Source organism: Limosilactobacillus reuteri, from assembly GCF_013694365.1.
GTDB classification, from domain to species: Bacteria; Bacillota; Bacilli; order Lactobacillales; family Lactobacillaceae; genus Limosilactobacillus; species Limosilactobacillus reuteri_E.
The window spans coordinates 623,178-649,596 of the sequence record NZ_CP059275.1; the positions used below are offsets into that span (position 1 = coordinate 623,178).

Below are 26,419 nucleotides of genomic sequence, written 5' to 3' on the forward strand. Positions count from 1 at the left end.
ATGACACGTTACTTGCTTGAACATCCGCGATCATTAGTATCGTTGAAGTTTTTTGGTGAGCGATATGACTCAGCTAAGTCATCAATCAGTGAAGATTTAGGAATTGTTAAACATACCTTCCAAACGTGGGGACAGGGACGATTAGAAACAATTCCTGGTGCAAGCGGTGGCGCGGTATTAACGCCATTTTATTCTAAGGAAAATGCTCAGGCGGCCATTGATAACTTGGTTGACCGGGTTAATGATGACTCGCGTTTGCTACCGGGAGGTTATGTTTACTTATCAGATTTAATCGGCCAACCGGAAATCTTGCGGCAGATTGGTAAGTTAATCGCTACTCAATACGTTGATACTGATGTTGATGTTATTATGACAGTTGAGACTAAAGGAATTCCGATTGCTCAAAGCGTTGCGATGTATATGAATAAACCATTTGTTATTGTTCGTAATAGTTCACACATTACTGAAGGACCTACTGTAAGTGTTAATTATGTTTCTGGGTCCGTCCAACGGATAAAGAAGATGGAATTGTCCCGTCGTACATTATCAGCTGGGGCGAATGTCTTGGTTGTTGACGACTTTATGAAGGGCGGCGGCACGATTAACGGAATGAAATCTTTGATTAAAGAATTTGATGCTAACTTGGTTGGGATTACTGTTTTTGCAGAAGGTCGTCCGGTAAATGGGCAACGGTTAGTCGATAACTGTACTTCATTAATCAAAGTGGAAACTAAAGATGGTACGGAGAAGAAGATTGCAGCACAAGCAGGAAGCTTCATGGAAAACGTGTTTGATAAGAAAGTAGAGAATTAGATGTTAACTTTAAGTTTTATGCGTCATGCATTTGTCGCTAGTACATTTATTGCGATTATTTGTGGAATTATTGGAGTTTTTGTCGTTGCACGAAATTTATCATTTTTAACGCATACCTTGTCTGAAATTGGGTTTGCTGGTGGTGCTTTTGCCGTTTTTGCTGGATGGCCAGCACTAAATGGGATGATTCTGTTTACAATGTTAAGTTCAGTTATTGTTGGACAAATGAGTATAAAAGAATCACGACGAGAAGCGGTTATTAGTGCCGTTTCAGCGCTGTTCATTGGCTTAGGAATTCTTTTCTTATCTTTGAGCAGTCAGTCAGCTAGCTCAGCAACAAGTATTTTGTTTGGTAGCGTGGTTGGAATTAGTTTGAATGAGGTCTGGCAGCTTGTCTACCTTTCCATTCTTGTTTTAATTATTTTGCTATTGATGTATCGTCGCCTTAAGTTTGATTCCTTTGATTCAATTGGGGCGCAGGTCAGTGGAATAAATCAAACAGTGATTTCTGTTATTTTTCTTTTACTACTTGCTTTAAGCGTTAGTGTCGCTGCTCAGATTGTCGGTTCTTTGCTAATTTTTATTCTCCTAACGTTACCAGCTGCTAGTGCTAAATACTTTACGCATGGTGTCGCACGGATGATTATTTTAGCGATTTTATTTTCACTGTTAGGAACATGGCTTGGTCTTTTTCTCGGTTATTTGACAGATTGGCCGGTTAGTTTCTTTATCGCAGTGATTGAAGTTATCATCTATACCACAGCCTTGATTTATAGTAAATTTATCGAATCGAATTAGATGGCAGTTGTATCAGTTGATGATTTAACGATCGCTTATGGAAATCATACTGTAATCGATCATTTAAGCTTCTCCATTAATGAAGGGGATTTTCTTGTCGTGGTTGGTGAAAATGGGGTCGGAAAAACGACTCTTGTTCGCTCAATGCTTGGTTTTTTAAAACCGAAAAGCGGGACAATAACTATTCCGCAAAGTACACGACTTGGCTACGTTCCTCAGTTTCGTAATATTGACGAGGAATACCCGCTATCTATTCGCGATTTTGTTGCTTTAAATACTAAACCACGCCTTTTGCCATGGCTGACTAAAAGCGAGCGAAACCGTGTTGAACGGATGATTCGTGAAAATAACCTAACAAAGATTGCTGAGCGGCCCCTTGGTTTAGCATCAGGGGGTGAGAAGCAACGAGCATATCTTGCTCAAGCTTTATTACCCAATCCAAATCTCCTTATTCTGGACGAATCGACGGCAAGTCTGGACAATGAAATGAAGTATGAATTGCTAGACCTGGTAACTCGTTTTCAACAAAATGGTTTGAGTGTAATGTTTATTACTCATGATTGGGATCTAGCAAAACAATATGGAACTCGTTTCTTGTATTTATCTCCCGGTTCTTATTCCACTGGGCCAATTAATGAGTTACCCAGTCCGGTAAAGGGGGATAAAAAATAAATGAAAAAATATATTATCAGTATTAGTAGTATTGTTGCTTTGTTGGTTATAATTCTTGGGTTATCCTTTGTTCCGTGGAAATCGATGGGGAAAAATCAAAAGCCAATTAGAGTGGTAACTGGGATGAATTTCTATGGTGAAGTAGCGCAGAAAGTAGCTGGCGATCATGGCCAAGTGATTTCGTTTATTGATAATGCTTCGGTTGATCCTCATGATTATCAACCCAATACTAAGCAAGCCCAGCAAGTTGCTAAAGCCAATGTAGTAATTGAAAATGGTCTTGGTTACGATAGCTGGGTAAACAAACTCGTTAAATCAAGCAGTAACCATAACAAGATTAAAGTAATTAATGTAGCATCTTTAACCGGCAAGAAAGATGGCGACAATGAGCATATTTGGTATGCACCTGAGACGGTCGAAAAGTTAGCAAATGATCTTGCAACTCAATATGGTAAAATTGATCCGCAACATGCTAAGGATTACCAAAGAAATGCACGCAAATATTTAGCTTCTCTTCAACCGCTTAATGAAGAAATTGCGAAAGTAAAGCGCCAGGTAAATCCTAATAATAATCGAGTTGCAGTCAGTGAACCAGTTTTTGATTATGCCTTAGAGAATGTTGGTTATCAAATTATGGACAAGCATTTTGAAAAAGCAGTTGAAGATGGGAATGATCCATCACCAAAAGATATTGAAGAAATTCAACAAGCAATCATTAATCACCAAATTGCCTTCTTTGTTGATAATTCGCAGACAAGTGATAAAGTTGTTGATAATTTAGTTAAACTTGCCCATGAACATAATGTTCCAGTATTAAAGGTAACGGAAACAAAGCCGAATGGGTATGACTATATGCAGTGGATGCTCAAGCAATACCAAGCATTGTCTCGCATTCAACAAAAGGAGAATTAAATGATAGTTACAGAAAAAGCACCAGCAAAATTGAATTTGAGTTTAGATACGCCGATGCGATATTTTGATGGTTCTCCTCAATGGGATATGGTAATGGTCTCGGCAGACCTGGCTGATTATGTAACTGTTGAGACACACCGGCGCCCTGCAACAATTAAAGTCTATACAAATAGTGGCTTTTTACCCAATGACCAACGTAATTTAGCATACCAAGCAGCTCATATTTTACGTAGTCGTTTTCATTGTAAAGATGGCGTTACAATTCGGATTAAGAAGCAAATTCCAGTCGCGGCCGGATTGGGCGGTGGCTCTTCAGATGCAGCGGCAGTTTTACGCGCATTAAATAGTATTTGGCGGTTGGGCTTGAGTTTATCAGAACTAGCAAAGATCGCATTAACAATTGATTCTGACGTCCCGTATTGTATATATAACAAATTAGCCCACGTTACTGGCCATGGTGAAAAAATCGAATTGTTACCACCGCAACCTCATTATTGGGCTGTAATTGCAAAACAGAAGATCAGTGTTTCTACGCCGCAAATCTTACGACAAATTAATTATGAGAAGCTTCAACATCTTAATAATGAAGCATTACTGACAAATTTAAAGAAAGAGGATTGGCAAGAAGCAACAAAATATATGGGAAATGTTTTAGAGCCCTTAACGATGAAATTTTATCCAGAGATTGGTCGTCTAAAGAATAAGATGAAAGAATTGGGGGCCGATGTTGCCCAGATGAGTGGGACGGGACCAACCGTCTTCGCAATCTGCCATACAGAATCGCGAGCAAAACGGATTCAAAATAGTATCCGGGGATTTTGTCGCGACGTTCATGTTGTAACTTTGCTTTGAGTGCCTAATAGCATTGTAGAAATTAAGAAGAAGCTAGATGAACGGATTGGCGAGCATGTTTTAGTAAAAGCGCAAGCTGGACGTAAACGTATTACCACCCATCACGGTATTTTAAGTAAGACTTATCCTGCAGTATTTGTTATTCATTTAAATGATGAACAAGGAACATTGGATCGAGTTTCCTATAGTTATACTGATTTGTTAACACGAAATATTTCAATTGCCTTCGATGAAGCAGAATAAATGAGTAATTCACCAGAAATTGGTAGTCGAACACGTACCCGCGCGATAATGGAAAAGTACGGGATCCGAACAAAAAAGAGTTTCGGCCAGAATTTCCTTACTGATTTGAACGTCTTAAAAAATATCGTTGAGGCAGCAGATATTACAGCTAATGACAATGTAATTGAAATTGGTCCCGGAATTGGTGCTTTAACGGAGCAATTAGCACAAGCGGCGGGAGAAGTTTTAGCCTTAGAAATTGATCAAGATTTAATTCCGGTATTAAAAGAAGTATTATCACCATATGATAATGTAAAAGTGATTAATCAAGATGTCCTTCAAGCTAATTTACCAGAGTTAATCAAAAAGGAATTTAAGGATCCCAGTCGACCAATTAAGGTGGTTGCTAATCTCCCTTATTACATTACGAGTCCCATTCTAATGAATTTGCTGGCTAGTCCTGTTGAGTGGGCGACGATTTGTGTGATGATGCAAAAGGAAGTTGCTCAACGACTCACTGCTAAACCAGGAACTAAACAATATGGTGAGTTGACATTAGCGATTGAATACCAAATGCAAGCTAAAATTGCTTTTGATGTTTCACGGAAAGTATTCGTGCCGTCGCCTAATGTTGATTCAGCAATTGTGGTATTAACGCCACGGACAAATCCGCTTCCGGTTCAGCCTTTTGATAAGCAAAAATTATTTGGCTTTATCCGGGGATGCTTTGCTCATCGTCGCAAGAGTCTTTGGAATAACTTGCAAAGTGTAATTGGTAAGGATCCAGCGGTAAAAGAGAAAATGACTGCTGTCTTAGCTCAGCTGGATATTTCGCCACAAATCCGGCCAGAAAAATTAACCCTCGAACAATTTATTGAACTTGCGAATGCTCTTCACCGGCAAAATCTCTTGTAAATGATTAGAATAAAAGAAGTTATAGTTGTTGAAGGTAAAGATGATACTAAGCAAATTTTAAAAGCGGTTGATGCCGATACTTACGAAACAAATGGATCTGCAATTTCAACGGCTGACTTGGCAAAGTTGAAAAAGTTACAAGCAAGCCGAGGCCTAATTGTTTTTACTGATCCGGACTTTAACGGGGAGCGGATTAGAAAAATAATCAGTGAAGCCATTCCTGGCGTTAAGCATGCTTTTATTAAACGAAAAGATGGTGTGCCAACTGAGGCTCACGGTAGCTTAGGGGTTGAGCATGCAACGCCAGCAATTATAAAATCAGCTTTGGAGCACCTTTATACTCAAACAACGACACCTCAGCAAGCTTTTAAGCGAGAAGATTTGCAAAAATGGGGATTAACAGGTCAAGCAGATTCACGAAAACGGCGTGAAAAGTTAGGGCAATTACTCGGAATCGGTTATGGAAATGGGAAACAATTGATTCACCGTTTAAACATGTTTCAAGTTGACCGGGCAACATTTGAAAAAGCGATTAAGCAAATAAATCAGGAGGCAGATCATGAGTAATTGAATAAAGTGAGTAATCATCAACACCAGCAATTGGTTTATGATTCCCATACCCACCTAAATGACGATGTGTTTTATGATGATGTGCCTGCCTTTATTAACCGTGCTGCTCATTATGGCGTGACGGAGATGAACATTGTTGGCTCGAACCAGCTATTGAATACTCGTGCTTTAAAGTTGGGACATCAGTACGATAACCTGCATCCAATTATCGGTTGGCATCCAGAAGATATTGCTAATTGGAATAGTGAAACCAAGAAAGAGTTACGCCAACAATTAGCAGATCCCTTAGTTGTAGGAATTGGAGAGATTGGCTTAGATTATTATAATGACGAGCATTCTCCTCACCAGCAACAACAAGAAATTTTTGCTGAACAGCTTGAGTGGGCGCGAGAACTTAAATTACCGGTCTCAATTCACTGCCGGGATGCACTGGCTGACACGTATGAAATTTTGCGGAATGCCCACGTCGATGAATTTGGCGGGGTTATGCATAGTTTTAATGGGACTTCAGAATGGGCAGAGAAATTTGTGGATCTCGGGATGATGATTTCATTTAGTGGTGTCGTAAGCTTTAAAAATGCGACAGAAGTCCATGAAGCAGCATTAGTTGTTCCCCTGGAAAAGATGATGGTTGAAACGGATGCTCCTTACCTAACTCCGCTCCCATACCGAGGAAAGCAAAACGAACCCGGTTTTACTAAATTTACGGTGGATGCAATTGCAGATTTAAAGCAGGTTGATGCTGGCAAAGTGGCATATAAAACATTTACGAACGCCCGTCGCTTATTTTTGGAAAATGAAGAAAGAGGCCTATGAATGGCTGAACAAAAACCAACTTATTACATTACAACACCAATTTACTATCCATCTGGTAAACTCCATATTGGTAATTCATACACAACAATTGCATGTGATGCGGAAGCACGTTTTAAGCGTTTGATGGGTTATGACGTATTCTACTTAACAGGAACCGATGAACATGGCCTTAAGATTGAACAAAAGGCTGAAAAGCTCGGCATGAAGCCACAAGAATACGTTGATCAAATGGCTGCCCAAATTAAAGAGCTATGGAAAAAACTTGAAATTACAAATGACAAGTTTATTCGGACAACTGACGACTACCATGAAAAAGCTGTCCAAAAGATTTTCCAACAATTGCTTGACCAAGGGGATATTTACAAGGGTAAGTATACTGGTTGGTACTCAGTTGATGATGAAGAATACTTCACAGAAAGTCAGTTAGCAGAAGTTTACCGTGATGAAGACGGTAATGTGATCGGTGGAAAAGCGCCATCAGGTCATGAAGTTCAATTAGTTGAGGAAGAATCATACTTCTTTAAGATGAGCAAGTATGCTGACTGGTTAATGAACTACTATAAGGAACATCCTGATTTTATCGAACCGCAATCACGGATGAATGAAATGATTAATAACTTCTTAAAGCCAGGGCTAGAAGATCTTGCAGTTACGCGGACATCATTTGCCTGGGGGGTTAAGGTTCCTAATGACCCTAAACACGTGGTATACGTATGGATTGATGCATTATCAAACTATATTACTGCGCTAGGATATGGCAGTGATGATGATAGCCTCTTCAAGAAGTACTGGCCTGCTGATGTTCACATGGTAGGAAAGGAAATTGTTCGTTTCCACACGATTTACTGGCCAATTATGCTTCATGCGCTTGGCTTACCATTGCCAAAACACGTTATTGGTCATGGATGGTTAACAATGCGTGATGGGAAGATGTCGAAGTCAAAGGGAAACGTTATCTATCCTGAAACCCTTGTTGATCGTTACGGCCTTGATGCTACACGTTACTACCTATTACGGGCAATGCCATTTGGTAATGATGGCGTCTTTAGTCCAGAAGACTTTGTTGATAAGGTAAACTATGACCTCGCTAACGATCTAGGAAACTTGCTCAATCGGACTGTTGCGATGATTAATAAGTATCAAAACGGCAAATTGCTTGGTACTAATGATGCAACTACTGATTTTGATGCTGATTTAGAACAAACTGCTAGTGATGTAATCGCTGAGTATAAAGAACTGATGGACAAAACACGATTTGCTGAAGCATTAGCAGCTGTTTGGAAGTTGGTTAGTCGTGCTAACAAGTACATTGATGAAACTGAACCATGGGTATTAGCAAAAGATGCTAGTAAGAAGGATGTATTATCAGATGTGATGACCCATCTAGCAAAGAGTTTGCGGATTATTGCAGCCCTAATTCAACCAATTATGCCGCATGCACCAAAACAAATTGTTGAACAACTTGGAATTGAAGGGACTGACTTATCATTAACCGATCTTCAATTTAATGATTTCCCAGCAGAAGCTCAGGTTGTCGCCAAAGGAACTCCGATCTTCCCACGATTGGATGTGAAGGCCGAGGTTGAATTTATTAAGAGCAAGATGACAGTAAACGAAAAGAAGAAGGGAAGAAAGGCAATGGCTGAAGCAAAAGAAAAAGCCCAGGAAGCAGCACAAGAAGAAAAAGCAGATGGCAAAAAGCCAATTCGGATTGATGTCTTTGACAAAGTTGAATTGAAAGTAGCTCAAATCACTGCTGCCGACCATGTAGAAGGTGCTGATAAGCTTCTGAAATTCCACATGGATGATGGAACAGAAGAAGGTCGGCAAATCCTTTCTGGAATTGCTAAATGGTATCCAGATCCTTCTGTTTTAGTAGGTAAGAAAGTTTTGATTGTTGCTAACTTGAAACCACGGAAAATGCGGGGCGAATTAAGCCAAGGAATGCTTTTGTCTGCTGAAAAAGACGGTAATGTTCAAGTAGTAACTGTTCCTGACAATTTAGTACCTGGAATGGGCGTTGAATAAATGAAAATAACGATGGGGATGACAACTTGGACAGAGCATCCAGTACTCATTCATGATGAACAACGCCCAGTAAGGCTTGATGAGTATGCTCAACATTTTCCAGTCGTTGAGGTGGATACTTTTTTCTATGCTTTACCTCAGATATCAACGATTCAAAACTGGCTTGCTACTGTTCCTCCAACTTTTCAGTTTATCGTTAAAGCTAACCAGAAAATGACACTGCATCAGCGAAACCAGGAACGTGGTGAATTAGAACAGGTCTTTCAACAATATCGCCGGACAATCTCCCCCTTGGTAGCTGCTGGTCAATTAAAGACGATATTATTTCAGCTTCCTCCATATTTTGATGCAACTGTGCGTGACTTTTCTTACTTACGATTAATTCGGGAATGGTTAGGAAACTTGCCAATTGCAGTCGAATTTCGTAATCAAACTTGGTATAAGAAAGAAATTTTACCGTCAGTCTTAGATTTCTGTCGTGAGCTCAACTTTACATTAGTAGCTGCTGATGAACCCCATAATACGCCGACGTCAGTACCATTTGTGCTTGCAACAACTAATCCCGACTTAGCCATGCTGCGCCTTCATGGCCGTAATCGCAAAGGATGGGAAAATCAAGGAAAAGAATGGCGGAAAACGCGGACTTTATATCGATATTCGACGGAAGAACTCCAATTCTTTAAAAAACAAATTGAGTCCTTGCAGCCGCAACCTAAAGAACTCTGTGTTATCTTCAACAATAACTCAGCTAAAGATGCAGCACCCAATGCATTGAGTCTTCAAAAAATGATGAATATTGAATTCGAGGGATTGGCACCCAAATCACCAGAACAGCTTGATCTGTTTTAGATGCTACTAAAGAACAAAGGTATTCGTCACATTTTTTATCAAGAAAAGGCTACTACTAAAAAGAAGGGTTCTCATTTAGTAGCACTCCCATTCAAAGTTGATGGGAAGGTCGTTTTCTTTGAATAAATGGATGCGACGATTCAAAAAACATTTGACGACGCAAAAAATATTGTCTTTCTAACGGGAGCTGGTATCTCAACTGCTTCTGGTATTCCTGATTTTAGGTCAGCAAACGGTTTATATACGCAAAATCGGAATGCCGAATATTATTTAAGTCACCGTTATTTTGCTAGTGATCCAGAAGGCTTTTACAAATTTTGCAAGCAGAATTTATATTTTCCAGATGCAAAACCTAACGTAATTCATCAAAAACAGGCAGCGTTGACGCAACAGGATCGCGCGACAGTTATAACGCAAAATATTGATAACTTATATGAAGAAGCTGGAACAAAACACTTAATTGATTTTCATGGGAACCTTTTCCACGTTTATTGTGAAAAGTGTCATGAAACAGTTCCGGTGAGTGAATATTTGAATAGTCGCTTGCATCAAAAGGATAATGGTCCCTTGCGTCCGGATATTGTGTTATATGATGAAGGAATTAAGCAAGAGGATATTGTCAATTCTGTCAAGGCAATGCAACAAGCTGATTTAGTTGTGATTGTGGGTACTTCGATGAAAGTATACCCATTTGCGGGCTTGCTAGATTACCGCAATCCAAATGCAAAGGTGATTGCTGTTAATCAGCAGTTATTGCAATTTCCTTTTGACTTTCAAATGGTTCAAGACGACGCAACAAAATTCTTTGACGAATTAAAAGTATAAATGACTGAAGAGAGAATTACACTAAATAAAGAAAATCAGGCACTTCTTGATCAGGTTAATAGTCTATATCCTGAAGGTAGTGTCTTTGTTCAGTTTCATGGTGACAAGTCAGGATACGTTCGCCATGACCAAGCAACTCAACAAACTATTCCTGGTGCCTTGGTTATTATTGTGACTGACTTGACTGCCCCAAATTACACTGCTTCACATGAGTTATTGCACCTTTTGATGTTGCTAAAAGGGTTTCCACAAATCTTTTTCCAACTATCTCTTGGTGATAAGGAACTCGATGAACAGATGATGATTATGTCAACGGATTTGTATAACATTGCCATGCATCGAGTAGTGGTTGCAGAACAACGTAAGCATGGTTTTATTACCGATGAGACTGAAGAGCAGTATCTAAAGGGGATTGAACACACATTAACTCCGGAAAAAGAGGAAGATGATGAACGGACGTTACGGTTATTAACCGTTTTGGATGCCTTAGTCTTTTATGGTGATCACATTTCAAAGTATGAAAAAACTTTGGCAGAAAAGTACCCTCTCGCACTAGCTGCAGCAAAAAAGATGTATGCTGAGATTACAAAGAAGCCAATTAAGTCACCATTCGATATGCGCCGGTCAATTGTTAAGATTTATTCTTTGTTTGATCAACAAATGCAGGAATGGGGCTTACCAGCCTTACATAATAATGAATATACAACTCTCTCACCGGTATTAAGTGCCCGACAATTACGTTTAGAGATGCGTCAAGTTTTTGAAATCTATCACTCTGATATGAAAGAACGGGGGACAGATAAGCGCGCCTATGTTGGTCTTCGGCGGAGTGATGGTCAAAATTCGTTTACTCTTCCGGCACCGGCTCAAAATGCGCCAGAAGAATTTAAGAAGATATATGATCAACCAGTGAAGGAATTTCTTGAACAGAATAGCATTCCATACATTGTAAGGAAGTGAATGACTGATTGGCAACACGGTTTTTATAAGTTATCTGCCGATGATCGACGTCAACAATTAGCAAAAGCTCGTCACCTATCCTCTATGGAAGAGCAAGTATTAGCAAATACAAGTTCAGATTTAGGGGATGAGTTAGTCGAAAATTATATTACTGATTATTCTTTACCTGAAGGAGTAGCCTTAAATATAACCGTAAATAATCGTCCGTATGTTGTACCAATGGTGATTGAAGAACCATCAGTCATAGCCGCTGCTAGCAATGGTGCACACCGGGTAAGTAGGTCGGGAGGATTTACTGCTCCTCGGCAAGACCGACAATTAGTGGGGCAAGTTGTGTTAGATGATGTGACCGATAAAGCAGCAGTTAAAGCATGGTTATTAGAACACCAAGATGAGATTTTAACAATTGCTAACCAGGCTCATCCCTCAATGCAGGCACGAGGTGGGGGTGCGAAGTCGATGAAAGTTCGCACTCCTGGAAACTTTATTAGCATTGACCTGGGGATTGATGTTTGTCAGGCAATGGGCGCTAATAGTATCAATACGATGGCAGAAGCGGTTGGAAAATGGTTAACAGACCAGGGCTTCCATGTTATCACCGCAATTTTAAGCAATCTTGCAACGCAGAGTCTGCAAACCGCTACTTGTAAAGTTGATTTTCGATACTTAGCAACTCCGGAGATGGATGGTAAAGAGGTTGCTCAACGAATTACCCGCCTTAGTGACCTTGCGCAAGTTGATCCTTATCGGGCAGCTACCCATAATAAAGGAATAATGAACGGGATTGATGCGGTCATGATCGCCAGTGGAAATGACTGGCGGGCAATTGAAAGCGGGGCCCATGCCTATGCTGCTCGTGATGGACAATATCGCGGCTTAAGTACTTGGGAAATCCAGGACGGTTACTTGATAGGAAAAATTGTTCTTCCTTTACCAGTTGGTGTAATTGGTGGTTCAATTGGATTAAATAAAATGACTAGGATAAATTATCATATTAGTCAAATTAAGAGTGCTGAAGAGTTGGCAGCCGTAACAGCAAGTGTCGGATTAGCACAAAATTTGGCTGCTTTACGGGCATTGACAACTACTGGGATTCAAGCTGGTCATATGAAACTCCAATATCGCTCATTAGCGGCAAGTGTCGGAGCAACGCCAGCAGAAGTACCGTTAGTAGTAACACAATTAAAGCAGCGATCACATGTTGACCAAGCACTTGCTAAAGAAATATTATCAACGATCAGAAAGGACCAAGTTAATGACTGAATGGTGGAAAACCTCGCGATTGTAGACCTCGGCTCAAACTCGGCCCGAATGGCAATAACAGAAATTGCTCCAGATGGACGATTTCGTGAAATTCGACGTGTAAAAGAAAATACACGTTTATCTGAGGGAATGGGACGAGAAAAAATGTTACAAGAGAGTGCAATTGAACGCACAATTGCGGCTCTAAAACGATTTAAAAAAATCTACCAAGAGATTCCCAATATTAAAGTTCGTGCGATCACAACTGCTGCAGTTCGGCAAGCACGAAATCGTCAAGAGTTTTTGAATCGTGTTCAACAAGAAGTCGGTATTCATCTACAAGTTTTATCTGGTAAAAAAGAAGCCTATTATGATTATCTAGGCGTTGTTCGGACATTGCGACTTAACCACTGTTTGATTCTAGATGTTGGTGGAGCAAGTTGTGAATTGATATTGGTGCAACAGCGAAAAGCACGTAATTTGATTTCTATTCCGGTGGGAGCTGTTAATTTATCAGAACAATACCACTTAAATGGCTATGTTCGTTCGGCTGACCTTTTTCGTGCTCAGGTAGCCATGAATGAACGATTGACCAAGATTCCGTGGTTACGATATGCAACGCGTGTTCCGATTGTTTTATTAGGTGGTGCTAACCGAACTTTGGCGCGTATGACTCAATCCTATCATCACCATCACCGCCGAAACGGTTCGATTCATGGGTATCAACTCTCCTCACGAGTAGTATTTGCGACTTACCGTGAATTATTAAATCGGAACTTGGCCCAGCGTAAACGGCTGACTGGTCTAGAACCGGAACGAGCAGATATTATTATTGGTGGAATGCTGCCTCTTGTAACCCTTTTGCAACGCAACAGTGATGGCCGGGTTATTTTTTCAGAGAGTGGTGTCCGCGAAGGAATCATCACTGAATATGTAAATCAAAGGAAGCGACATCATGACTGAATGGCAGAAGAAAAACACGTTATTTTAACTGGTGATCGACCAACTGGTAAGTTGCATATTGGACACTATGTAGGTTCGTTAAAGAATCGGGTTGAATTACAAAATACAGGTAAATATGATACATTTATCATGATTGCTGACCAACAAGCATTGACCGATAATGCCCGGGATCCGGAAAAAATCCGCCGTAGTCTCCATGAAGTTGCTCTGGATTATTTGGCGGTTGGAATTGATCCAAAGAAATCAACAATTTTGGTTCAATCACAAATTCCAGCATTGAGTGAATTAACGATGCACTACCTTAACTTAGTAACTGTTGCACGTTTACGCCGAAACCCAACTGTTAAGACTGAGATTAAGCAAAAGAAGTTTGGTGAAAGTGTGCCAGCTGGATTCTTTACTTACCCGGTAAGCCAAGCAGCAGATATTACAGCATTTAAGGCTGATACAGTGCCAGTTGGTGATGACCAAGAACCAATGCTTGAACAAACTCGTGAAATTGTGCGGACATTCAACCGTATTTACCAACAAGATATTTTAGTTGAGCCTGAAGGGGTATTCCCACCAAAGGGTCAAGGACGGATTCCAGGGCTAGATGGTAATGCAAAGATGAGTAAGTCGCTTGGCAATGCAATTTATCTTTCTGATGATGCTGATACAGTGCAAAAGAAAGTAATGTCGATGTATACTGATCCAACACATATCAAGGTTAGTGATCCTGGTCACGTTGAAGGCAATACTGTCTTTACTTACCTTGACATCTTTGATCCAGACAAAGAGCAAGTTGCTAAATTGAAGGAGCAATACCAAGCTGGTGGCCTTGGGGATGTTAAGATTAAACGCTACTTAAATGAAGTTCTTGAAGCTGAACTTTCACCAATTCGCAAGCGGCGTGAAGAGTATGCAGCTAATATTGATTATGTTGATCAAGTTCTTAAAGAAGGCTCAGCACGGGCAAATGAGGTTGCAAACCAGACGCTTAAAGAAGTTCGTGATGCAATCGGGATTAACTACTTTGGCTAAATGCGCTCAAAAAGAAATAAAACAATTGATTTCACACTTGAGGAAGCTTCACCTGAGCTCCTTAATCAAATTATTCAACCTACTGATAATCTCCAGACAATATCCGATAAGATTATCAACGGGGATTCTTTCAAAGTAATGACTAATTTATCACCACACCAGGTTGATCTCGCCCTTATTGACCCTCCTTACAACCTTAATAAACAGTATGATGGTTTAAGCTTTAAAAAAATGTCCACAAGCCAATATCAAGCTTACACGCAAAAGTGGATTGACCTCTTAAAACCATTATTAAAAGAAAATGCTAGTATCTATGTCTTTTCTGATTGGGCAACCAGCATGGCACTTGCGCCGATCCTCGAAAAAAATTTTACAATTCAAAATCGGATTACTTGGCAACGAGAAAAGGGCCGGGGTTCACTGAAAAATTGGAAAAATGGGATGGAAGATATTTGGTTCTTAACCGCGAACCCGAGTGATTACACCTTTAATGTCGACCAAGTTAAGCAACGACGACAGGTGGTAGCTCCTTATCGTCAAGATGGGGTAGCTAAAGACTGGCAAGCTACTAAAAATGGTAACTTTCGGGATACAATGCCGTCTAATTTTTGGGATGACATTTCAATTCCGTATTGGTCAATGCCAGAAAATACTGGTCACCCTACGCAAAAGCCTGAGAAATTGCTGGCAAAAATCATCCTTGCCAGTTCTAATCCTAATGACTTCATTTTTGATCCTTTTGCTGGTTCCGGTTCGAGTTTAGTGACTGCCGCTAAACTTAACCGCCGTTATCTTGGAATCGAGCAAAGTCTTCTATATTGTGCATGGGGACAGTACCGACTTAATCAAATAAAAGATGATCCTAGCATCCAAGGCTACACTGATGGAGTCTTCTGGGAGCGTAATACCTTAGCAGTACAACGAAAGATTAAACGTCAACAAAGGGCAAGTGAAAAATAAATGGTTAAAGACGAATACACACTTGTACTAGTAAAGCCTGATGGGGTAAAAACTCGTCATATTGGAGATATTATTACCCGTATTGAACGGAAAGGGTATAATATTGAAGCTCTTAAGATGATTAACCCATCAGAAGAAAAGCTTCGTCAGCATTATTTTGATAAAGTTGACAAACCATTCTTCCCTGAATTATTAGAATATATGACAGAAGGACCAATTGTAGGAATTGTTGTTTCTGGTACTAATGTAATCCAAGCAATTCATAACATGGCAGGAGCTACTAACCCTGGTGAAGCTGAATGGGGAACAATTCGTGGTGACTATGGTCGTGAATGGCCTGATGGTAACTTGCGAAATATCATTCATACGTCTGATAACGTTAACAGTGCCACTCGTGAAATTGGTATTTGGTTCCCAGAATTTGATATTAAAGATAAACAGTAGATGGAAAATCATGAACGAGAAACGGAGCAAGCGCGGGTTGATAATGTTGAAAAACAAATTGACCAACAGATAGCTGCTACCACTAAAGCTGTTGAAGATGCTCATCGTGAAACACGGGCAGTTGAACGTAATTATAGTGAAAATGCATCTATTAATCGTTATGAAGTTGATGATATTGCTGAATCTCGGTCAATGATTGAACAGCAGCGACAATTGGTTTCACGAGCAGCGGAAAGTGAATCAATTCTAAAGCACCAGTTAAGAACTTTGAAAAACTTAAAAGGGTCACCGTATTTTGGCCGGATTGATATTCAAGATCCTGGTGAAGATAAGAGTGAAACGCTATACATTGGTACTTCTTCTTTAATGAATGAAGATAAAACAGACTTTTTAATTTATGACTGGCGGGCACCGATTTCTGGGGTTTACTATAATGGTACCCTTGGGAAAGTCAATTATGAAACGCCAGCTGGGATGCAAACCACAGAATTAAAAAAGAAACGCCAATTCACTATTAAGGATGGCAAGATCACTAACATGTTTGATACCAATGAAACGGTTGGTGATGAAGTTTTGCAAGCAGCTCTTGGAAAGCAAAATGACCAGTATATGCATAATATTGTGGCAACAATTCAAAAAGAGCAAAATGATATTATCCGTGATACGCGTAGTGATCTTTTGCTAGTACAAGGAGTGGCTGGTTCAGGAAAGACTTCAGCGATCCTTCAGCGAATTGCATACTTGCTTTATCATAGTCGAACAGAATTGAATGCGGATCAGATTGTCCTCTTTAGTCCCAATAATTTATTTAGCCACTACATTTCTGAAGTTTTGCCAAGTCTTGGTGAAAGAAATATGCGGCAAGTAACATTAGAAGGGTTTATCCGGCGGCGTTTTGAAGGCTTGCAAGTAGAAACATTATTTGATCGCTATGAAGAACGGCAAAAACCTGAAAATGCTTCTCATGTTGTTGCTGACTTTATTGAAAGTGAATCTTTTATGACGTCAATTGCACATTATGTCGAGAAAATGACAATTGAGGATTTGCAGTTTGCTGATATTCGTTTTAATGGTCAAGTTTTCTTTTCAGCTGACCACGTCAAAGATCTTTATAAAGAATTACCATTGACGATGGCTCCTGCTGATAAGTTAGTTCAATTGAAAAATAAGTTAATTCGTGAATTACAGCGGCGAGTTAAAGATGAAGCTAAAAAAGATTGGGTAGCTAAAGAACTGGATTCACTTGATTTACAACAATTGCACAATCTTTGTGGTAAGAAGTCAATTGATGACTTTAAGGATGAAGATGAGCAATATGTTTACCTTTCGCGGCGTTTAGCTAAACGACGCTTACGTGTGATTGCAGATGCGATCTATAATAATTACTTTCTCGATTTTTATAATCAATATAATAAGTTTTTGCATCAAGTTGAGGTACCTAAGACAATTAGTCAGCGGGAATGGGCAACAATGATTCTTGCTTTTCAAGATGAGATTGAATACCATCGGCTGGAATTAATGCATGCGGCACCTTTGATGTATCTGCGTGATTTGATTTCCGGTACAGGACAAAATCGTTCTTTTCAATATGTATTTATTGATGAGATGCAAGATTATTCAACAGCGATGTTAATCTACTTAAAACACGCCTTTCCCCAAGCTAAGTTTACGGTCCTCGGTGATAGTGAACAGGCTCTTTTTAAGCCATTGCAGTTACCGGAAGAGTTATTAAACAAACTTAGTGGGGTATTAAAGGCTAAGCGGCCTAATTTAATTGCTTTACGGCGAAGTTATCGTTCCACGACGGAGATTACTAATTTTGCGAAGGCCTTGTTGCCGGATGGAGATAAGATAATTTCTTTCACTCGCCATGGAAAGAAACCACGCTTGTTAGTTCGTTATTCTGATAAAGAGAGTCAGCAAAGCTTGTTAGATGAGACACTTAAACTAGCTAACAAACATGAAACTGTAGCGATCTTAACCAAGAATCAAGAGCAAGCCGCTGTTATTTATCAATTACTTCGCCGGCAAAAGGTTGAAAATATTCATCTCTTAGATAAGGATGCAAGTGAATTGCCAAAGGGGATCTTAATTCTCCCAATTTACTTAGCAAAAGGACTCGAATTCGATGCTGTCCTTGCTGCGGATGTCTCTGCTAAAAACCTAGCTAATACTGATGAAGTCGGTATGATCTATACAATGGCATCACGGGCAATGCATGAACTGGTTCTTTTAAGCAACGGTTCAGTTAGCGACGCAATTAACGAGAAAGCTGGGCGTCTTTTAACGATTGAATATCAATTGCCAAATAAAAATTAAATGGAATTTATTGCAGTGTTGGCGGGGTTATTGCTTGCAACCCAGATCGTAGCACACTTATGTCGTCGCGTTGAGATTCCAGAAGTGATTGGACAAATCCTAGTTGGAATCATTGCAGGACCCGCTGTTTTAGATTGGGTTCATCTAAATTCAATGATGAATGAATTTCAGGAAATTGGGGTTATTATCTTGATGTTCATCGCAGGATTGGAAAGCGACCTATCCTTACTAAGAAAATACTTGAAGCCCGCTGTTGTTGTGGCGCTTTTGGGGGTAATTGTTCCCATTGTAATTATGGGACCAGTAAGTTATATGTTTGGCTTTACTAAGCTTGAATCACTTTTTATCGGGGTTATTTTTGCGACAACATCTGTTAGTATTTCAGTTGCAGTATTGCGTGAATTTAATCGCCTAGATAGCCGAGAGGGGGCAACAGTGCTTGGAGCAGCGGTTGCCGATGATATTATTGGTGTTATCTTGTTAAGTGTGATGATTAGTGTAATCAATGGAAGCAGCAATAGTGGCCACGGCAATGGTCAGCCTTTAGGAATTGTCCTCTTGATGCAGTTAGTGTTCTTTGGTGGAACTTACCTATTAATTCGTTGGTTAGCACCTTACCTGATTCATATGAGTGATCGCCTATTAACAGTTGCTTCAACGTCGGTAATGGCGATGATTATCTGTTTAGGCATGGCCGCAATTGCTGATTATGTTGGCTTGAGTGGGGCTGTTGGCTCCTTCTTCGCCGGAATTGCTGTGGCTAACACCAAGCATAAAGAAGTTGTTGACCGGAGTTTTATTCCAATTGGATATGCAATGTTTATTCCGCTATTCTTTGTCAGTGTAGGCTTGAACATGCGCTTTGATAATATTGGTGAATCGTTTGTCTTTGTTATTGTAATGACAATCCTTGCATGCTTAACAAAACTGCTTGGATGTGGAGCGGGTGCTAAGCTATCTGGCTTTAGCATGCCCAGTTCTTATATTGTCGGTAGTGGGATGGTTGCCCGTGGTGAAATGGGATTAATTACAGCCCAGATTGGTTATGAAGCACATCTTCTTTCGCCAATGTATTATTCAGATGTAATTACCGTGATTATTATCGCAACTGTATTAGCGCCATTTATTTTAAAGAATGCATTGAAACGATCAGCCAACGAACTTGAGTAAGCCATCTTAGCTCAGCTAGGTAGAGCACATCCATGGTAAGGATGAGGTCGGCGGTTCGAACCCGCTAGATGGCTATGTTAAAAACGAAACTGAAGCAGGAGAAAACAAATAGAGATGTTTTATTAGAAGAAAAAAATGCATTTGCAACTGCTGCCCGGATTAAGTACTACGATATTGTATTAGATCATGGACGGGGGGCAATGGTTACTGATATTGAAGGAAATGATTATATCGATTTGCTTGCCAGTGCTAGTTCGACTAATACTGGTCATGCGCATCCGCGAGTAGTGCAAGCTATTCAAGAACAAGCAGCTAAAATGATTCAGTATACTCCAGCGTACTTTGCTAATTCACAAGCAGCGCGGTTGGCACCTCGATTAGCAGAATTAGCGCCGATAAGCGGGCCAGTTGAAATGGTATGGGGTAATTCTGGTTCGGATGCTAATGACGCAATTATTAAATTTGCGCGAGCATATACTGGACGCCAATATATTATTTCCTTTACGGGGGCCTATCATGGTTCAACTTACGGTTCAATGAGCTTGTCAGGTGTTTCATTAAATATGACGCGAAAAATGGGCCCAATGCTACCAGGCGTAGTAAAAGTACCATTCCCTAGTCCCTGGGAACGATTAACTAATGAAAGTGACGAAGCGTTTGTTGAGCGGATGTTTCATCAATTTATGCTGCCTTTTGAAACTTATTTGCCAGTTGATGAAGTTGCTGCAATTCTTATTGAACCAATTCAAGGTGATGGGGGAATTGTTAAGACTCCTCCTGCTTATATGCAAAAGGTATACGAATTTGCTAAAGCTAATGGAATTCTCTTTGCCATTGATGAAGTTAATCAAGGGATGGGACGGACTGGTAAATGGTGGTCGATCCAGCATTTTGGGATTGAACCAGATTTAATGTCTGTTGGTAAGTCCTTAGCTTCGGGAATGCCGCTTAGTGCAATGATTGGTCGTAAGGAGATTCTGGAATCATTAGGTGCGCCAGCCAATGTTTACACTACAGCTGGTAACCCAATTACGGCTGCAGCAGCGAACGCGACCTTAGATGTTATTCAAAATGAGCATCTTTTAGAACGTTCACAACGCCTTGGCAAAAAAGCAGCTGAATTTTTTAAGCTTGAACAGCAAAAATATCCTTTTGTGGGTGATGTTCGAATGTATGGACTTGATGGTGGTATTGATATCATTGATCCAGTTACGGGAAAAGGTGATACAGAAGCAACAACCAAGCTAATGTACCGCATCTTTGAATTAGGAGCAATTATCATTAGTTTACGGGGGAGTATACTTCGTTTCCAACCACCATTAGTTATTACAGAAAAAGAATTAGATCAAGCTTTTGCGATGATTGATCAAGCATTCGCGGAATTAGCCGCTGGTAAATTAGCAGCTCCCGCAAATGCAGAAGAGTTAGGTTGGTAAATGAGTTTTTGGAAAACAATTACACGTAAAGAAGACCCGCGTGTTTATGATAATAAAGACGGTCATTTAGTTCGATCTTTGAAGGTGCGGGACTTTTTAGCTTTAGGTGTTGGAACGATTGTGTCCACTTCCATTTTCACTCTTCCTGGTGAAGTGGCCGCAATGCATACTGGACCTTCAGTAGTTATCTCTTTTTTAATTGCTGCGATCGTGGCCGGGTTAGTTGCCTTCGCCTATGCAGAAATGGCTGCTGCAATGCCGTTTGCTGGTTCAGCCTATTCATGGATTAACGTCGTGTTTGGAGAATTTTTTGGTTGGGTCGCTGGTTGGGCACTATTAGCTGAATACTTTATTGCTTTGGCCTTTGTTGGATCTGGTCTCTCTGCTAACTTCCGGGCATTATTTGTTCCGCTTGGCTGGAAGCTGCCTGCTTCATTATCAAATGCTTTTGGTACAGAAGGCGGAGTTGTTGATATTGTTTCAGTTGTTGTAATTATTTTAGTAGCCCTCTTAATTTCACGCGGGGTATCACAAGCTGCTCGTGTTGAAAATCTTCTTGTTATTCTTAAAGTTTTTGCAATTTTACTTTTTATTGTTGTTGGTTTAACCGCTATAAAAGCAAGCAATTTTATGCCATTTATTCCACAATACCATGAAACAGCTAATGGTGCATTTGGTGGTTGGCAAGGTATATATGCCGGGGTATCGATGATTTTCCTTTCCTATATCGGATTTGACTCAATTGCTGCTAATTCAGCGGAAGCAATCAATCCACAAAAAACGATGCCACGTGGAATCCTTGGTTCCTTAGTAATCGCGGTTGTTCTTTTTATAGCAGTTAGTCTTGTACTGATTGGGGTATTACCATATCAACAATACGCTAACAGTGCTGAACCAGTTGGGCTTGCATTACGTGCAGCTCATCATAGTGGTGTAGCAACTGTTGTTCAAACAATTGCTGTTCTAGGAATGTTTACCGCCTTGATTGGAATGAGTATGGCTAGTTCGCGGTTGATTTACTCATTTGGTCGTGATGGAATGCTGCCAAAATGGCTTGGAAAACTTGATAAACATAATCGACCAAACCGTGCACTTTGGACACTTACAATTGGTGTTGTTTTGATCGGTGCTTTCTTCCCATTCGCCTTTCTTTCCCAATTGGTCTCAGCTGGTACGTTGATCGCCTTTATGTTTGTTTCACTTGGTATTTATGCATTACGTCGTCGTGAAGGAAAAGATATTCCAAATCCTTCATTTAAGATGCCATTCTATCCAGTATTACCAGCTCTTGGTTTTCTTGCTTCATTACTTGTGTTTATGGGATTAGATTACCAGGCAAAACTTTACGCTGGTATCTGGTTTGTCTTTGGCTTAATTATTTACTTTGCTTATGGAATGCGTCACTCGTCAATGGCAAAGAAAGAAGATGAACAAAATGTTAAAAACGAAACTGAAGCAGGAGAAAACAAATAGATGTTATCACCAGATGAAATTCGTTACTCAATCAAGGTCATGCGGCAAACATTTCCCGAAGCAGGAACAACTTTGATTGCTGACACAAACTACCACTTTCTTTTGGCTACAATCTTGAGTGCACAGTCAACAGATCAATCTGTCAATGAAGTAACGCCAGCACTATTCGCTCGTTTTCCGTTGCCAGCAGATTTAGCAGGGATTGAACCCGCAGAAGTTGAGCCTTATATCAAAAGATTAGGGCTTTATCGAAATAAAGCTAAATTCTTAGTCAAAACTTCTCAACAAATTGTTACTGACTTTAACGGGGAGGTTCCCCACACCCTCAAAGAATTAATGACCTTATCTGGAGTCGGAAGGAAAGTTGCTGATGTGGTCCTCGCAGAATGCTTTAATATTCCTGCTTTTCCAGTTGATACCCATGTTAGTCGGGTTGCCCGCCGTCTCAGAATAGTTGAGCCCAAAGCATCCGTTCTTGCAATTGAAAAGAAATTAATGAAAACTATTCCCCCTGAACACTGGTTAGATGCTCATCATAGTATGATTTTTTGGGGTAGGTATGTCTGTACGGCAAGAAATCCTAAATGTCAGACTTGCCCGCTATTATCACTCTGCGTAACAGGACAAAATAATGTAATTTAAATGAGAGAAATAGAAAGAACCCAATATATTGGAAATGGCTTTAGTGCTTATGGTGGTGAATTAAAAGTCTTATTAACCTACCAAGATGACAAGATTCAAGATTTACAAGTAATCAAACACCACGAATCTGAAATGGGCAAATGGGCTTTAGATGAACTTCCCGGCAAAATTATTGCAGCTAATAGTGCAGACGTTGATGGTATTACTGGAGCCAGTGCAACAAGTCGTGCGATTAAAGAAGCAACCAAGGATGCATTGCAACAGGCACAACAAAATTAAATGACAAAAGAAGTAAAGCGTATAATCTTTGTAGTTCTTTTTTGTGAGTTTTTGATTTGTCTCGGAATGAGTCTTATCTTCCCAGTTGAACCATTCATTAAAAATGAATACCACTTTACTGCCTTTGACATGGGAGTGATGTCTTCCCTATTTGCGTTTGTGCAATTTATTGCTTCACCCATTGTTGGTCGGATTTCAGACAAAGTTGGACGAAAACCAATGTTAGTATGGGGATTGCTAATATTTGCGATTGCTGAATTTGTTTTTGCCTTAGCACAGCATTTATGGTTATTTGACTTATCGCGGGCGGTAGATGGATTATCAGCAGCTATGTTTGTGCCAACATCAATGGCATTAGCGGCAGACATTACTAGTGAAAAAGACCGCGCCAAAGTTATTGGGTGGTTGTCAGCAGCTTTTAGTGGGGGATTAATTTTAGGACCAGGTCTTGGTGGGATGTTAGCGCATGTAAACTATAAATTCCCATTTTGGGTTGCTGGTATTCTAGGCTTGATTAGTACGGTTGTTGCTTGGCGCTTTTTACCTCATGATGAGGATGAACTATTTAAGAGTGAAACTAAAAATCCTGAAAATGAACTATTGACTGGTGGTTGGAATCAGTTGAAACAAATTATGACCCCAATACTAATCACGCTCTTTGGAATGATCTTTGTAGCTTCATTTGGGTTAGCAGGTTTTGAAAGTATTTATAGTTTGTATGTCAATGAAGTTCATAATTTTGACTTAAACGCAATTGCGCTTGTTTTAACTCTCAATGGGATTATTTCGCTTATTTTGCAAGTCTTTTTCTTTGATCGGCTAGTTCGCTGGCTGGGAGAAGTTCGCCTAATGCGATATAGCTTTTTCCTTAGTTTAGTTGGAACGATCATGGTAATTTATGATCACAATCATTGGCATATCATTATTGCAACCTTGTTTGTTTTTGAAGCATTCGATATGTTACGCCCAACAATTACTACATTATTAACTAAGATGAGCAAGACAAACCAAGGATTATTAAACGGGGTAAATATGTCATTAACGAGTGTGGGAAATGTTATTGGGCCTCTTATTAGTGGCTATTTATTAGATGTCAATTATCAATACCCATATTGGTTCGTATCGATATTCCTAATTATTTCCTGGGTAATAACACTTGTTTTAGGACGGGAAAGAAAAGCAGCTGCTAACGATTAAATGACACGAAAAGTTGGAGTTATCGGAATGGGTAATGTGGGGTCAACAGTTGCCCACTATATTGTGGCAATGGGTTTTGCAGATGACCTAGTTCTGATCGACAAAAACGAAGCAAAGGTTAAGGCAGATGCACTTGATTTTGCAGATGCGATGGCTAATTTGCCTTTCCATACCAATATTACTGTTAATGATTATAGTGCGTTGAAGGATGCGGATGTAATTGTATCCGCGTTAGGAAATATCAAACTTCAAGATAATCCTAATGCTGATCGTTTTGCGGAACTTCCATTTACCCGCCAAGAAGTAAAAGAGGTTGCACAAAGGATTAAGGAAAGTGGCTTTAACGGTAAGATTGTGGCTATTACTAACCCGGTTGATGTTATTACCTCGCTCTACCAAAAAATAACTGGTCTTCCGAAGAACCATGTATTAGGAACAGGGACCCTGCTTGACTCTGCACGAATGAAGCGAGCAGTAGCTGAACGGCTTAATTTAGATCCGCGTTCTGTAGATGGTTATAATCTTGGAGAGCATGGTAATTCACAATTTACAGCATGGTCCACTGTTCGCGTTCTTGGCCGTCCTTTAACTGAATTAGCAGATAAGCGTGGATTAGACTTAGAAGAGCTTGATAAGGAAGCTAAGATGGGTGGCTGGACTGTCTTTCAAGGGAAAAAGTATACTAATTATGGGGTTGCAACGGCAGCTGTTAAGCTTGTCAATGCAATTTTATCCGATTCATTAACTGAATTACCGGTATCGAACTTCCGTGAAGAATACGGAGTCTACTTGTCTTACCCAGCGGTTGTTGGTCGTGATGGAGTTGTAGAGCAAGCACAACTTGACTTGACAGAAGAAGAACTGCAAAAGCTACAAACATCAGCCGATTTCATTAAGGAAAAATATCAAGAAAGTTTGCAAGCAAAAGATTAAATGAAGAGAAAGAAAAGAAGAAATATCATTATTTGGTCAGTAGTTGCACTTATCGTTGTTATTGCCGGATACTTTAGTTTTATCCGTCCGCAACAACAAGCAAAACGGACTGTTACTGTCGGGATTATGGCTGGTTCAAAACAAGATGATGAAATTTGGAATTCAGTAAGCAAAACCGCTAAAGATAAGTACAATGTTACTTTAAAATTCAAACGATTCACTGATTACAACCAACCAAACAAGGCTTTGGAAAATGGCGATGTTGACTTAAACGCCTTCCAACACAAGTTATTCTTACAAACTTGGAATAAAGCCCATAAAACTGATCTTGTTTCTTTAGGCGATACATTTATTACTCCAATCCGGTTATACTCCAAGCAATACAAGAGTGTAAAGGAAATTCCTAATGGTGGAACGATCGCAGTACCAAATGATGCTTCAAACGAATCACGGGCATTATTCGCATTAAAGAATGCTGGTTTGATTGACCTAAAGAAGGGCACAAAGCTCGCAACCGTAAGTTCAATTTCTAAGAACCCACGCGATCTTAAGATTAAAGAATTAGCCGCTGATCAAACAGCACGGTCGTTAGATAACGTTGATGCTGCAGTTGTTAATACTAACTATGCACAAGCTGCTGGTCTTAATTACAAGAGTGCAATTTTCGTTGAACCAGTTAACAAGGATTCAAAACAATGGGTCAACATCATTGCTGTTAAAGACAGCGAAAAGAACAACAAGATTTACAAAGATGTTGTACGTGCTTACCAAACCGAAAAAACAAAACGAGAAATTAAGAAACTATACGGAACCGCAGAAATTCCTGCTTGGGACCTCAACTTCAATAAATAAATGGCGAACCCGATCATTGACTTAGATAACATTAGCGTAACTTTTAAGCAACGAAAACAGGTTGTTCACGCCGTTAAGGATGTTACTTTAAAAGTAGAAAAAGGCGATATTTATGGGATTGTTGGTTATTCTGGAGCTGGTAAATCAACATTAGTTCGAACCATTAACCTCCTCCAACTTCCCTCTGCTGGATCAGTAACAGTTAATGGTACTGTCTTTTTCAAAGACCACCAACAGCAAATTAGCAATAAAGA

At 39.9% G+C, this 26,419-nt stretch carries 29 protein-coding genes and 1 tRNA gene (1 of these 30 running past the window's edge); all 30 read left to right on the top strand.

Annotation, left to right across the window (positions count from 1 at the left end; all coding sequences use genetic code 11):
- Entirely contained in the window at window positions 1-813 is an 813-nt protein-coding gene (gene purR / locus HHK02_RS03610) for a pur operon repressor (protein WP_181462899.1), read from the top strand.
- Window positions 814-1,611: a metal ABC transporter permease gene (locus HHK02_RS03615; protein WP_003671302.1), complete on the top strand. Its 798-nt coding sequence runs from the start codon at window positions 814-816 to the stop codon at window positions 1,609-1,611.
- Entirely contained in the window at window positions 1,612-2,283 is a 672-nt protein-coding gene (locus HHK02_RS03620) for a metal ABC transporter ATP-binding protein (RefSeq protein ID WP_003671304.1), read from the top strand.
- Window positions 2,284-3,195 carry a metal ABC transporter solute-binding protein, Zn/Mn family gene (locus HHK02_RS03625; protein ID WP_003671305.1) on the top strand — a complete coding sequence of 304 codons (912 nt, stop codon included), beginning with the start codon at window positions 2,284-2,286 and terminating at the stop codon, window positions 3,193-3,195.
- The gene (gene ispE / locus HHK02_RS03630; RefSeq protein WP_003667188.1) at window positions 3,196-4,047 is read left to right on the top strand and encodes a 4-(cytidine 5'-diphospho)-2-C-methyl-D-erythritol kinase; all 852 of its coding nucleotides are present in this window, start codon (window positions 3,196-3,198) and stop codon (window positions 4,045-4,047) included.
- Window positions 4,048-4,290: a Veg family protein gene (locus tag HHK02_RS03635; protein ID WP_003665581.1), complete on the top strand. Its 243-nt coding sequence runs from the start codon at window positions 4,048-4,050 to the stop codon at window positions 4,288-4,290.
- Window positions 4,291-5,184 carry a 16S rRNA (adenine(1518)-N(6)/adenine(1519)-N(6))-dimethyltransferase RsmA gene (gene rsmA, locus HHK02_RS03640; protein WP_003671308.1) on the top strand — a complete coding sequence of 298 codons (894 nt, stop codon included), beginning with the start codon at window positions 4,291-4,293 and terminating at the stop codon, window positions 5,182-5,184.
- The gene (gene rnmV / locus HHK02_RS03645; protein ID WP_003671309.1) at window positions 5,185-5,751 is read left to right on the top strand and encodes a ribonuclease M5; all 567 of its coding nucleotides are present in this window, start codon (window positions 5,185-5,187) and stop codon (window positions 5,749-5,751) included.
- Window positions 5,752-6,570: a TatD family hydrolase gene (locus tag HHK02_RS03650; RefSeq protein ID WP_003671311.1), complete on the top strand. Its 819-nt coding sequence runs from the start codon at window positions 5,752-5,754 to the stop codon at window positions 6,568-6,570.
- Window positions 6,571-8,598 carry a methionine--tRNA ligase gene (gene metG, locus HHK02_RS03655; protein WP_085680101.1) on the top strand — a complete coding sequence of 676 codons (2,028 nt, stop codon included), beginning with the start codon at window positions 6,571-6,573 and terminating at the stop codon, window positions 8,596-8,598.
- A complete protein-coding gene (locus HHK02_RS03660) occupies window positions 8,599-9,447 on the top strand; it encodes a DUF72 domain-containing protein (RefSeq protein WP_181462775.1) in 849 nt (282 codons plus the stop codon). It abuts the gene before it with no gap.
- Window positions 9,448-9,573 (top strand): hypothetical protein, encoded by a 126-nt coding sequence (locus HHK02_RS12860; RefSeq protein ID WP_003671317.1) that lies wholly within the window; start codon window positions 9,448-9,450, stop codon window positions 9,571-9,573. It begins immediately after the preceding gene.
- A complete protein-coding gene (locus HHK02_RS03665; protein ID WP_152697165.1) occupies window positions 9,574-10,272 on the top strand; it encodes an NAD-dependent protein deacylase in 699 nt (232 codons plus the stop codon). It begins immediately after the preceding gene.
- Window positions 10,273-11,232 carry an IpaB/EvcA family protein gene (locus HHK02_RS03670; RefSeq protein WP_098035312.1) on the top strand — a complete coding sequence of 320 codons (960 nt, stop codon included), beginning with the start codon at window positions 10,273-10,275 and terminating at the stop codon, window positions 11,230-11,232.
- Window positions 11,233-12,495, top strand: coding sequence for a hydroxymethylglutaryl-CoA reductase, degradative (locus HHK02_RS03675; RefSeq protein WP_098035313.1), 1,263 nt, complete (start codon window positions 11,233-11,235; stop codon window positions 12,493-12,495).
- A complete protein-coding gene (locus HHK02_RS03680) occupies window positions 12,496-13,437 on the top strand; it encodes a Ppx/GppA family phosphatase (RefSeq protein ID WP_085680112.1) in 942 nt (313 codons plus the stop codon).
- Window positions 13,438-14,460, top strand: coding sequence for a tryptophan--tRNA ligase (gene trpS, locus HHK02_RS03685; protein ID WP_003671322.1), 1,023 nt, complete (start codon window positions 13,438-13,440; stop codon window positions 14,458-14,460).
- Window positions 14,461-15,420 (top strand): DNA-methyltransferase, encoded by a 960-nt coding sequence (locus HHK02_RS03690; RefSeq protein ID WP_152709421.1) that lies wholly within the window; start codon window positions 14,461-14,463, stop codon window positions 15,418-15,420.
- Window positions 15,421-15,864: a nucleoside-diphosphate kinase gene (ndk, locus tag HHK02_RS03695; RefSeq protein ID WP_019254244.1), complete on the top strand. Its 444-nt coding sequence runs from the start codon at window positions 15,421-15,423 to the stop codon at window positions 15,862-15,864. It begins immediately after the preceding gene.
- Window positions 15,865-18,183 carry an RNA polymerase recycling motor HelD gene (gene helD, locus HHK02_RS03700; RefSeq protein WP_152719693.1) on the top strand — a complete coding sequence of 773 codons (2,319 nt, stop codon included), beginning with the start codon at window positions 15,865-15,867 and terminating at the stop codon, window positions 18,181-18,183.
- The gene (locus HHK02_RS03705) at window positions 18,184-19,353 is read left to right on the top strand and encodes a cation:proton antiporter (RefSeq protein ID WP_078009261.1); all 1,170 of its coding nucleotides are present in this window, start codon (window positions 18,184-18,186) and stop codon (window positions 19,351-19,353) included.
- Window positions 19,354-19,427, top strand: a tRNA-Thr gene (locus tag HHK02_RS03710).
- Window positions 19,428-20,789, top strand: coding sequence for an aspartate aminotransferase family protein (locus tag HHK02_RS03715; protein ID WP_180338676.1), 1,362 nt, complete (start codon window positions 19,428-19,430; stop codon window positions 20,787-20,789).
- Window positions 20,790-22,262: an APC family permease gene (locus tag HHK02_RS03720; RefSeq protein WP_152719702.1), complete on the top strand. Its 1,473-nt coding sequence runs from the start codon at window positions 20,790-20,792 to the stop codon at window positions 22,260-22,262.
- Window positions 22,263-22,904 (top strand): endonuclease III, encoded by a 642-nt coding sequence (gene nth, locus HHK02_RS03725; protein WP_139561145.1) that lies wholly within the window; start codon window positions 22,263-22,265, stop codon window positions 22,902-22,904.
- Window positions 22,905-23,183, top strand: coding sequence for an FMN-binding protein (locus HHK02_RS03730; RefSeq protein WP_181462776.1), 279 nt, complete (start codon window positions 22,905-22,907; stop codon window positions 23,181-23,183).
- On the top strand, window positions 23,184-24,380 hold the full coding sequence (locus HHK02_RS03735) for an MFS transporter (RefSeq protein WP_078009264.1): 1,197 nt from the start codon (window positions 23,184-23,186) through the stop codon (window positions 24,378-24,380).
- Entirely contained in the window at window positions 24,381-25,313 is a 933-nt protein-coding gene (locus HHK02_RS03740) for an L-lactate dehydrogenase (RefSeq protein WP_152738322.1), read from the top strand. It begins immediately after the preceding gene.
- Window positions 25,314-26,165, top strand: coding sequence for a MetQ/NlpA family ABC transporter substrate-binding protein (locus tag HHK02_RS03745; protein ID WP_003671339.1), 852 nt, complete (start codon window positions 25,314-25,316; stop codon window positions 26,163-26,165). It abuts the gene before it with no gap.
- Window positions 26,166-26,419, top strand: partial view of a methionine ABC transporter ATP-binding protein gene (locus HHK02_RS03750; protein ID WP_003671341.1) — the 5' end (the start) only. Its footprint extends 811 nt past the window's final position; the window shows 254 of its 1,065 coding nt (coding positions 1-254); its start codon is at window positions 26,166-26,168; the stop codon falls past the right edge of the window.

Coding starts and splice junctions, on each gene's coding strand:
- purR (WP_181462899.1), top strand. CDS start 1: ATGACACGTTACTTGCTTGAACATCCGCGATCATTAGTATCGTTGAAG.
- HHK02_RS03615 (WP_003671302.1), top strand. CDS start 814: ATGTTAACTTTAAGTTTTATGCGTCATGCATTTGTCGCTAGTACATTT.
- HHK02_RS03620 (WP_003671304.1), top strand. CDS start 1,612: ATGGCAGTTGTATCAGTTGATGATTTAACGATCGCTTATGGAAATCAT.
- HHK02_RS03625 (WP_003671305.1), top strand. CDS start 2,284: ATGAAAAAATATATTATCAGTATTAGTAGTATTGTTGCTTTGTTGGTT.
- ispE (WP_003667188.1), top strand. CDS start 3,196: ATGATAGTTACAGAAAAAGCACCAGCAAAATTGAATTTGAGTTTAGAT.
- rsmA (WP_003671308.1), top strand. CDS start 4,291: ATGAGTAATTCACCAGAAATTGGTAGTCGAACACGTACCCGCGCGATA.
- rnmV (WP_003671309.1), top strand. CDS start 5,185: ATGATTAGAATAAAAGAAGTTATAGTTGTTGAAGGTAAAGATGATACT.
- metG (WP_085680101.1), top strand. CDS start 6,571: ATGGCTGAACAAAAACCAACTTATTACATTACAACACCAATTTACTAT.
- HHK02_RS03660 (WP_181462775.1), top strand. CDS start 8,599: ATGAAAATAACGATGGGGATGACAACTTGGACAGAGCATCCAGTACTC.
- HHK02_RS12860 (WP_003671317.1), top strand. CDS start 9,448: ATGCTACTAAAGAACAAAGGTATTCGTCACATTTTTTATCAAGAAAAG.
- HHK02_RS03665 (WP_152697165.1), top strand. CDS start 9,574: ATGGATGCGACGATTCAAAAAACATTTGACGACGCAAAAAATATTGTC.
- HHK02_RS03670 (WP_098035312.1), top strand. CDS start 10,273: ATGACTGAAGAGAGAATTACACTAAATAAAGAAAATCAGGCACTTCTT.
- HHK02_RS03675 (WP_098035313.1), top strand. CDS start 11,233: ATGACTGATTGGCAACACGGTTTTTATAAGTTATCTGCCGATGATCGA.
- HHK02_RS03680 (WP_085680112.1), top strand. CDS start 12,496: ATGGTGGAAAACCTCGCGATTGTAGACCTCGGCTCAAACTCGGCCCGA.
- trpS (WP_003671322.1), top strand. CDS start 13,438: ATGGCAGAAGAAAAACACGTTATTTTAACTGGTGATCGACCAACTGGT.
- HHK02_RS03690 (WP_152709421.1), top strand. CDS start 14,461: ATGCGCTCAAAAAGAAATAAAACAATTGATTTCACACTTGAGGAAGCT.
- ndk (WP_019254244.1), top strand. CDS start 15,421: ATGGTTAAAGACGAATACACACTTGTACTAGTAAAGCCTGATGGGGTA.
- helD (WP_152719693.1), top strand. CDS start 15,865: ATGGAAAATCATGAACGAGAAACGGAGCAAGCGCGGGTTGATAATGTT.
- HHK02_RS03705 (WP_078009261.1), top strand. CDS start 18,184: ATGGAATTTATTGCAGTGTTGGCGGGGTTATTGCTTGCAACCCAGATC.
- HHK02_RS03715 (WP_180338676.1), top strand. CDS start 19,428: ATGTTAAAAACGAAACTGAAGCAGGAGAAAACAAATAGAGATGTTTTA.
- HHK02_RS03720 (WP_152719702.1), top strand. CDS start 20,790: ATGAGTTTTTGGAAAACAATTACACGTAAAGAAGACCCGCGTGTTTAT.
- nth (WP_139561145.1), top strand. CDS start 22,263: ATGTTATCACCAGATGAAATTCGTTACTCAATCAAGGTCATGCGGCAA.
- HHK02_RS03730 (WP_181462776.1), top strand. CDS start 22,905: ATGAGAGAAATAGAAAGAACCCAATATATTGGAAATGGCTTTAGTGCT.
- HHK02_RS03735 (WP_078009264.1), top strand. CDS start 23,184: ATGACAAAAGAAGTAAAGCGTATAATCTTTGTAGTTCTTTTTTGTGAG.
- HHK02_RS03740 (WP_152738322.1), top strand. CDS start 24,381: ATGACACGAAAAGTTGGAGTTATCGGAATGGGTAATGTGGGGTCAACA.
- HHK02_RS03745 (WP_003671339.1), top strand. CDS start 25,314: ATGAAGAGAAAGAAAAGAAGAAATATCATTATTTGGTCAGTAGTTGCA.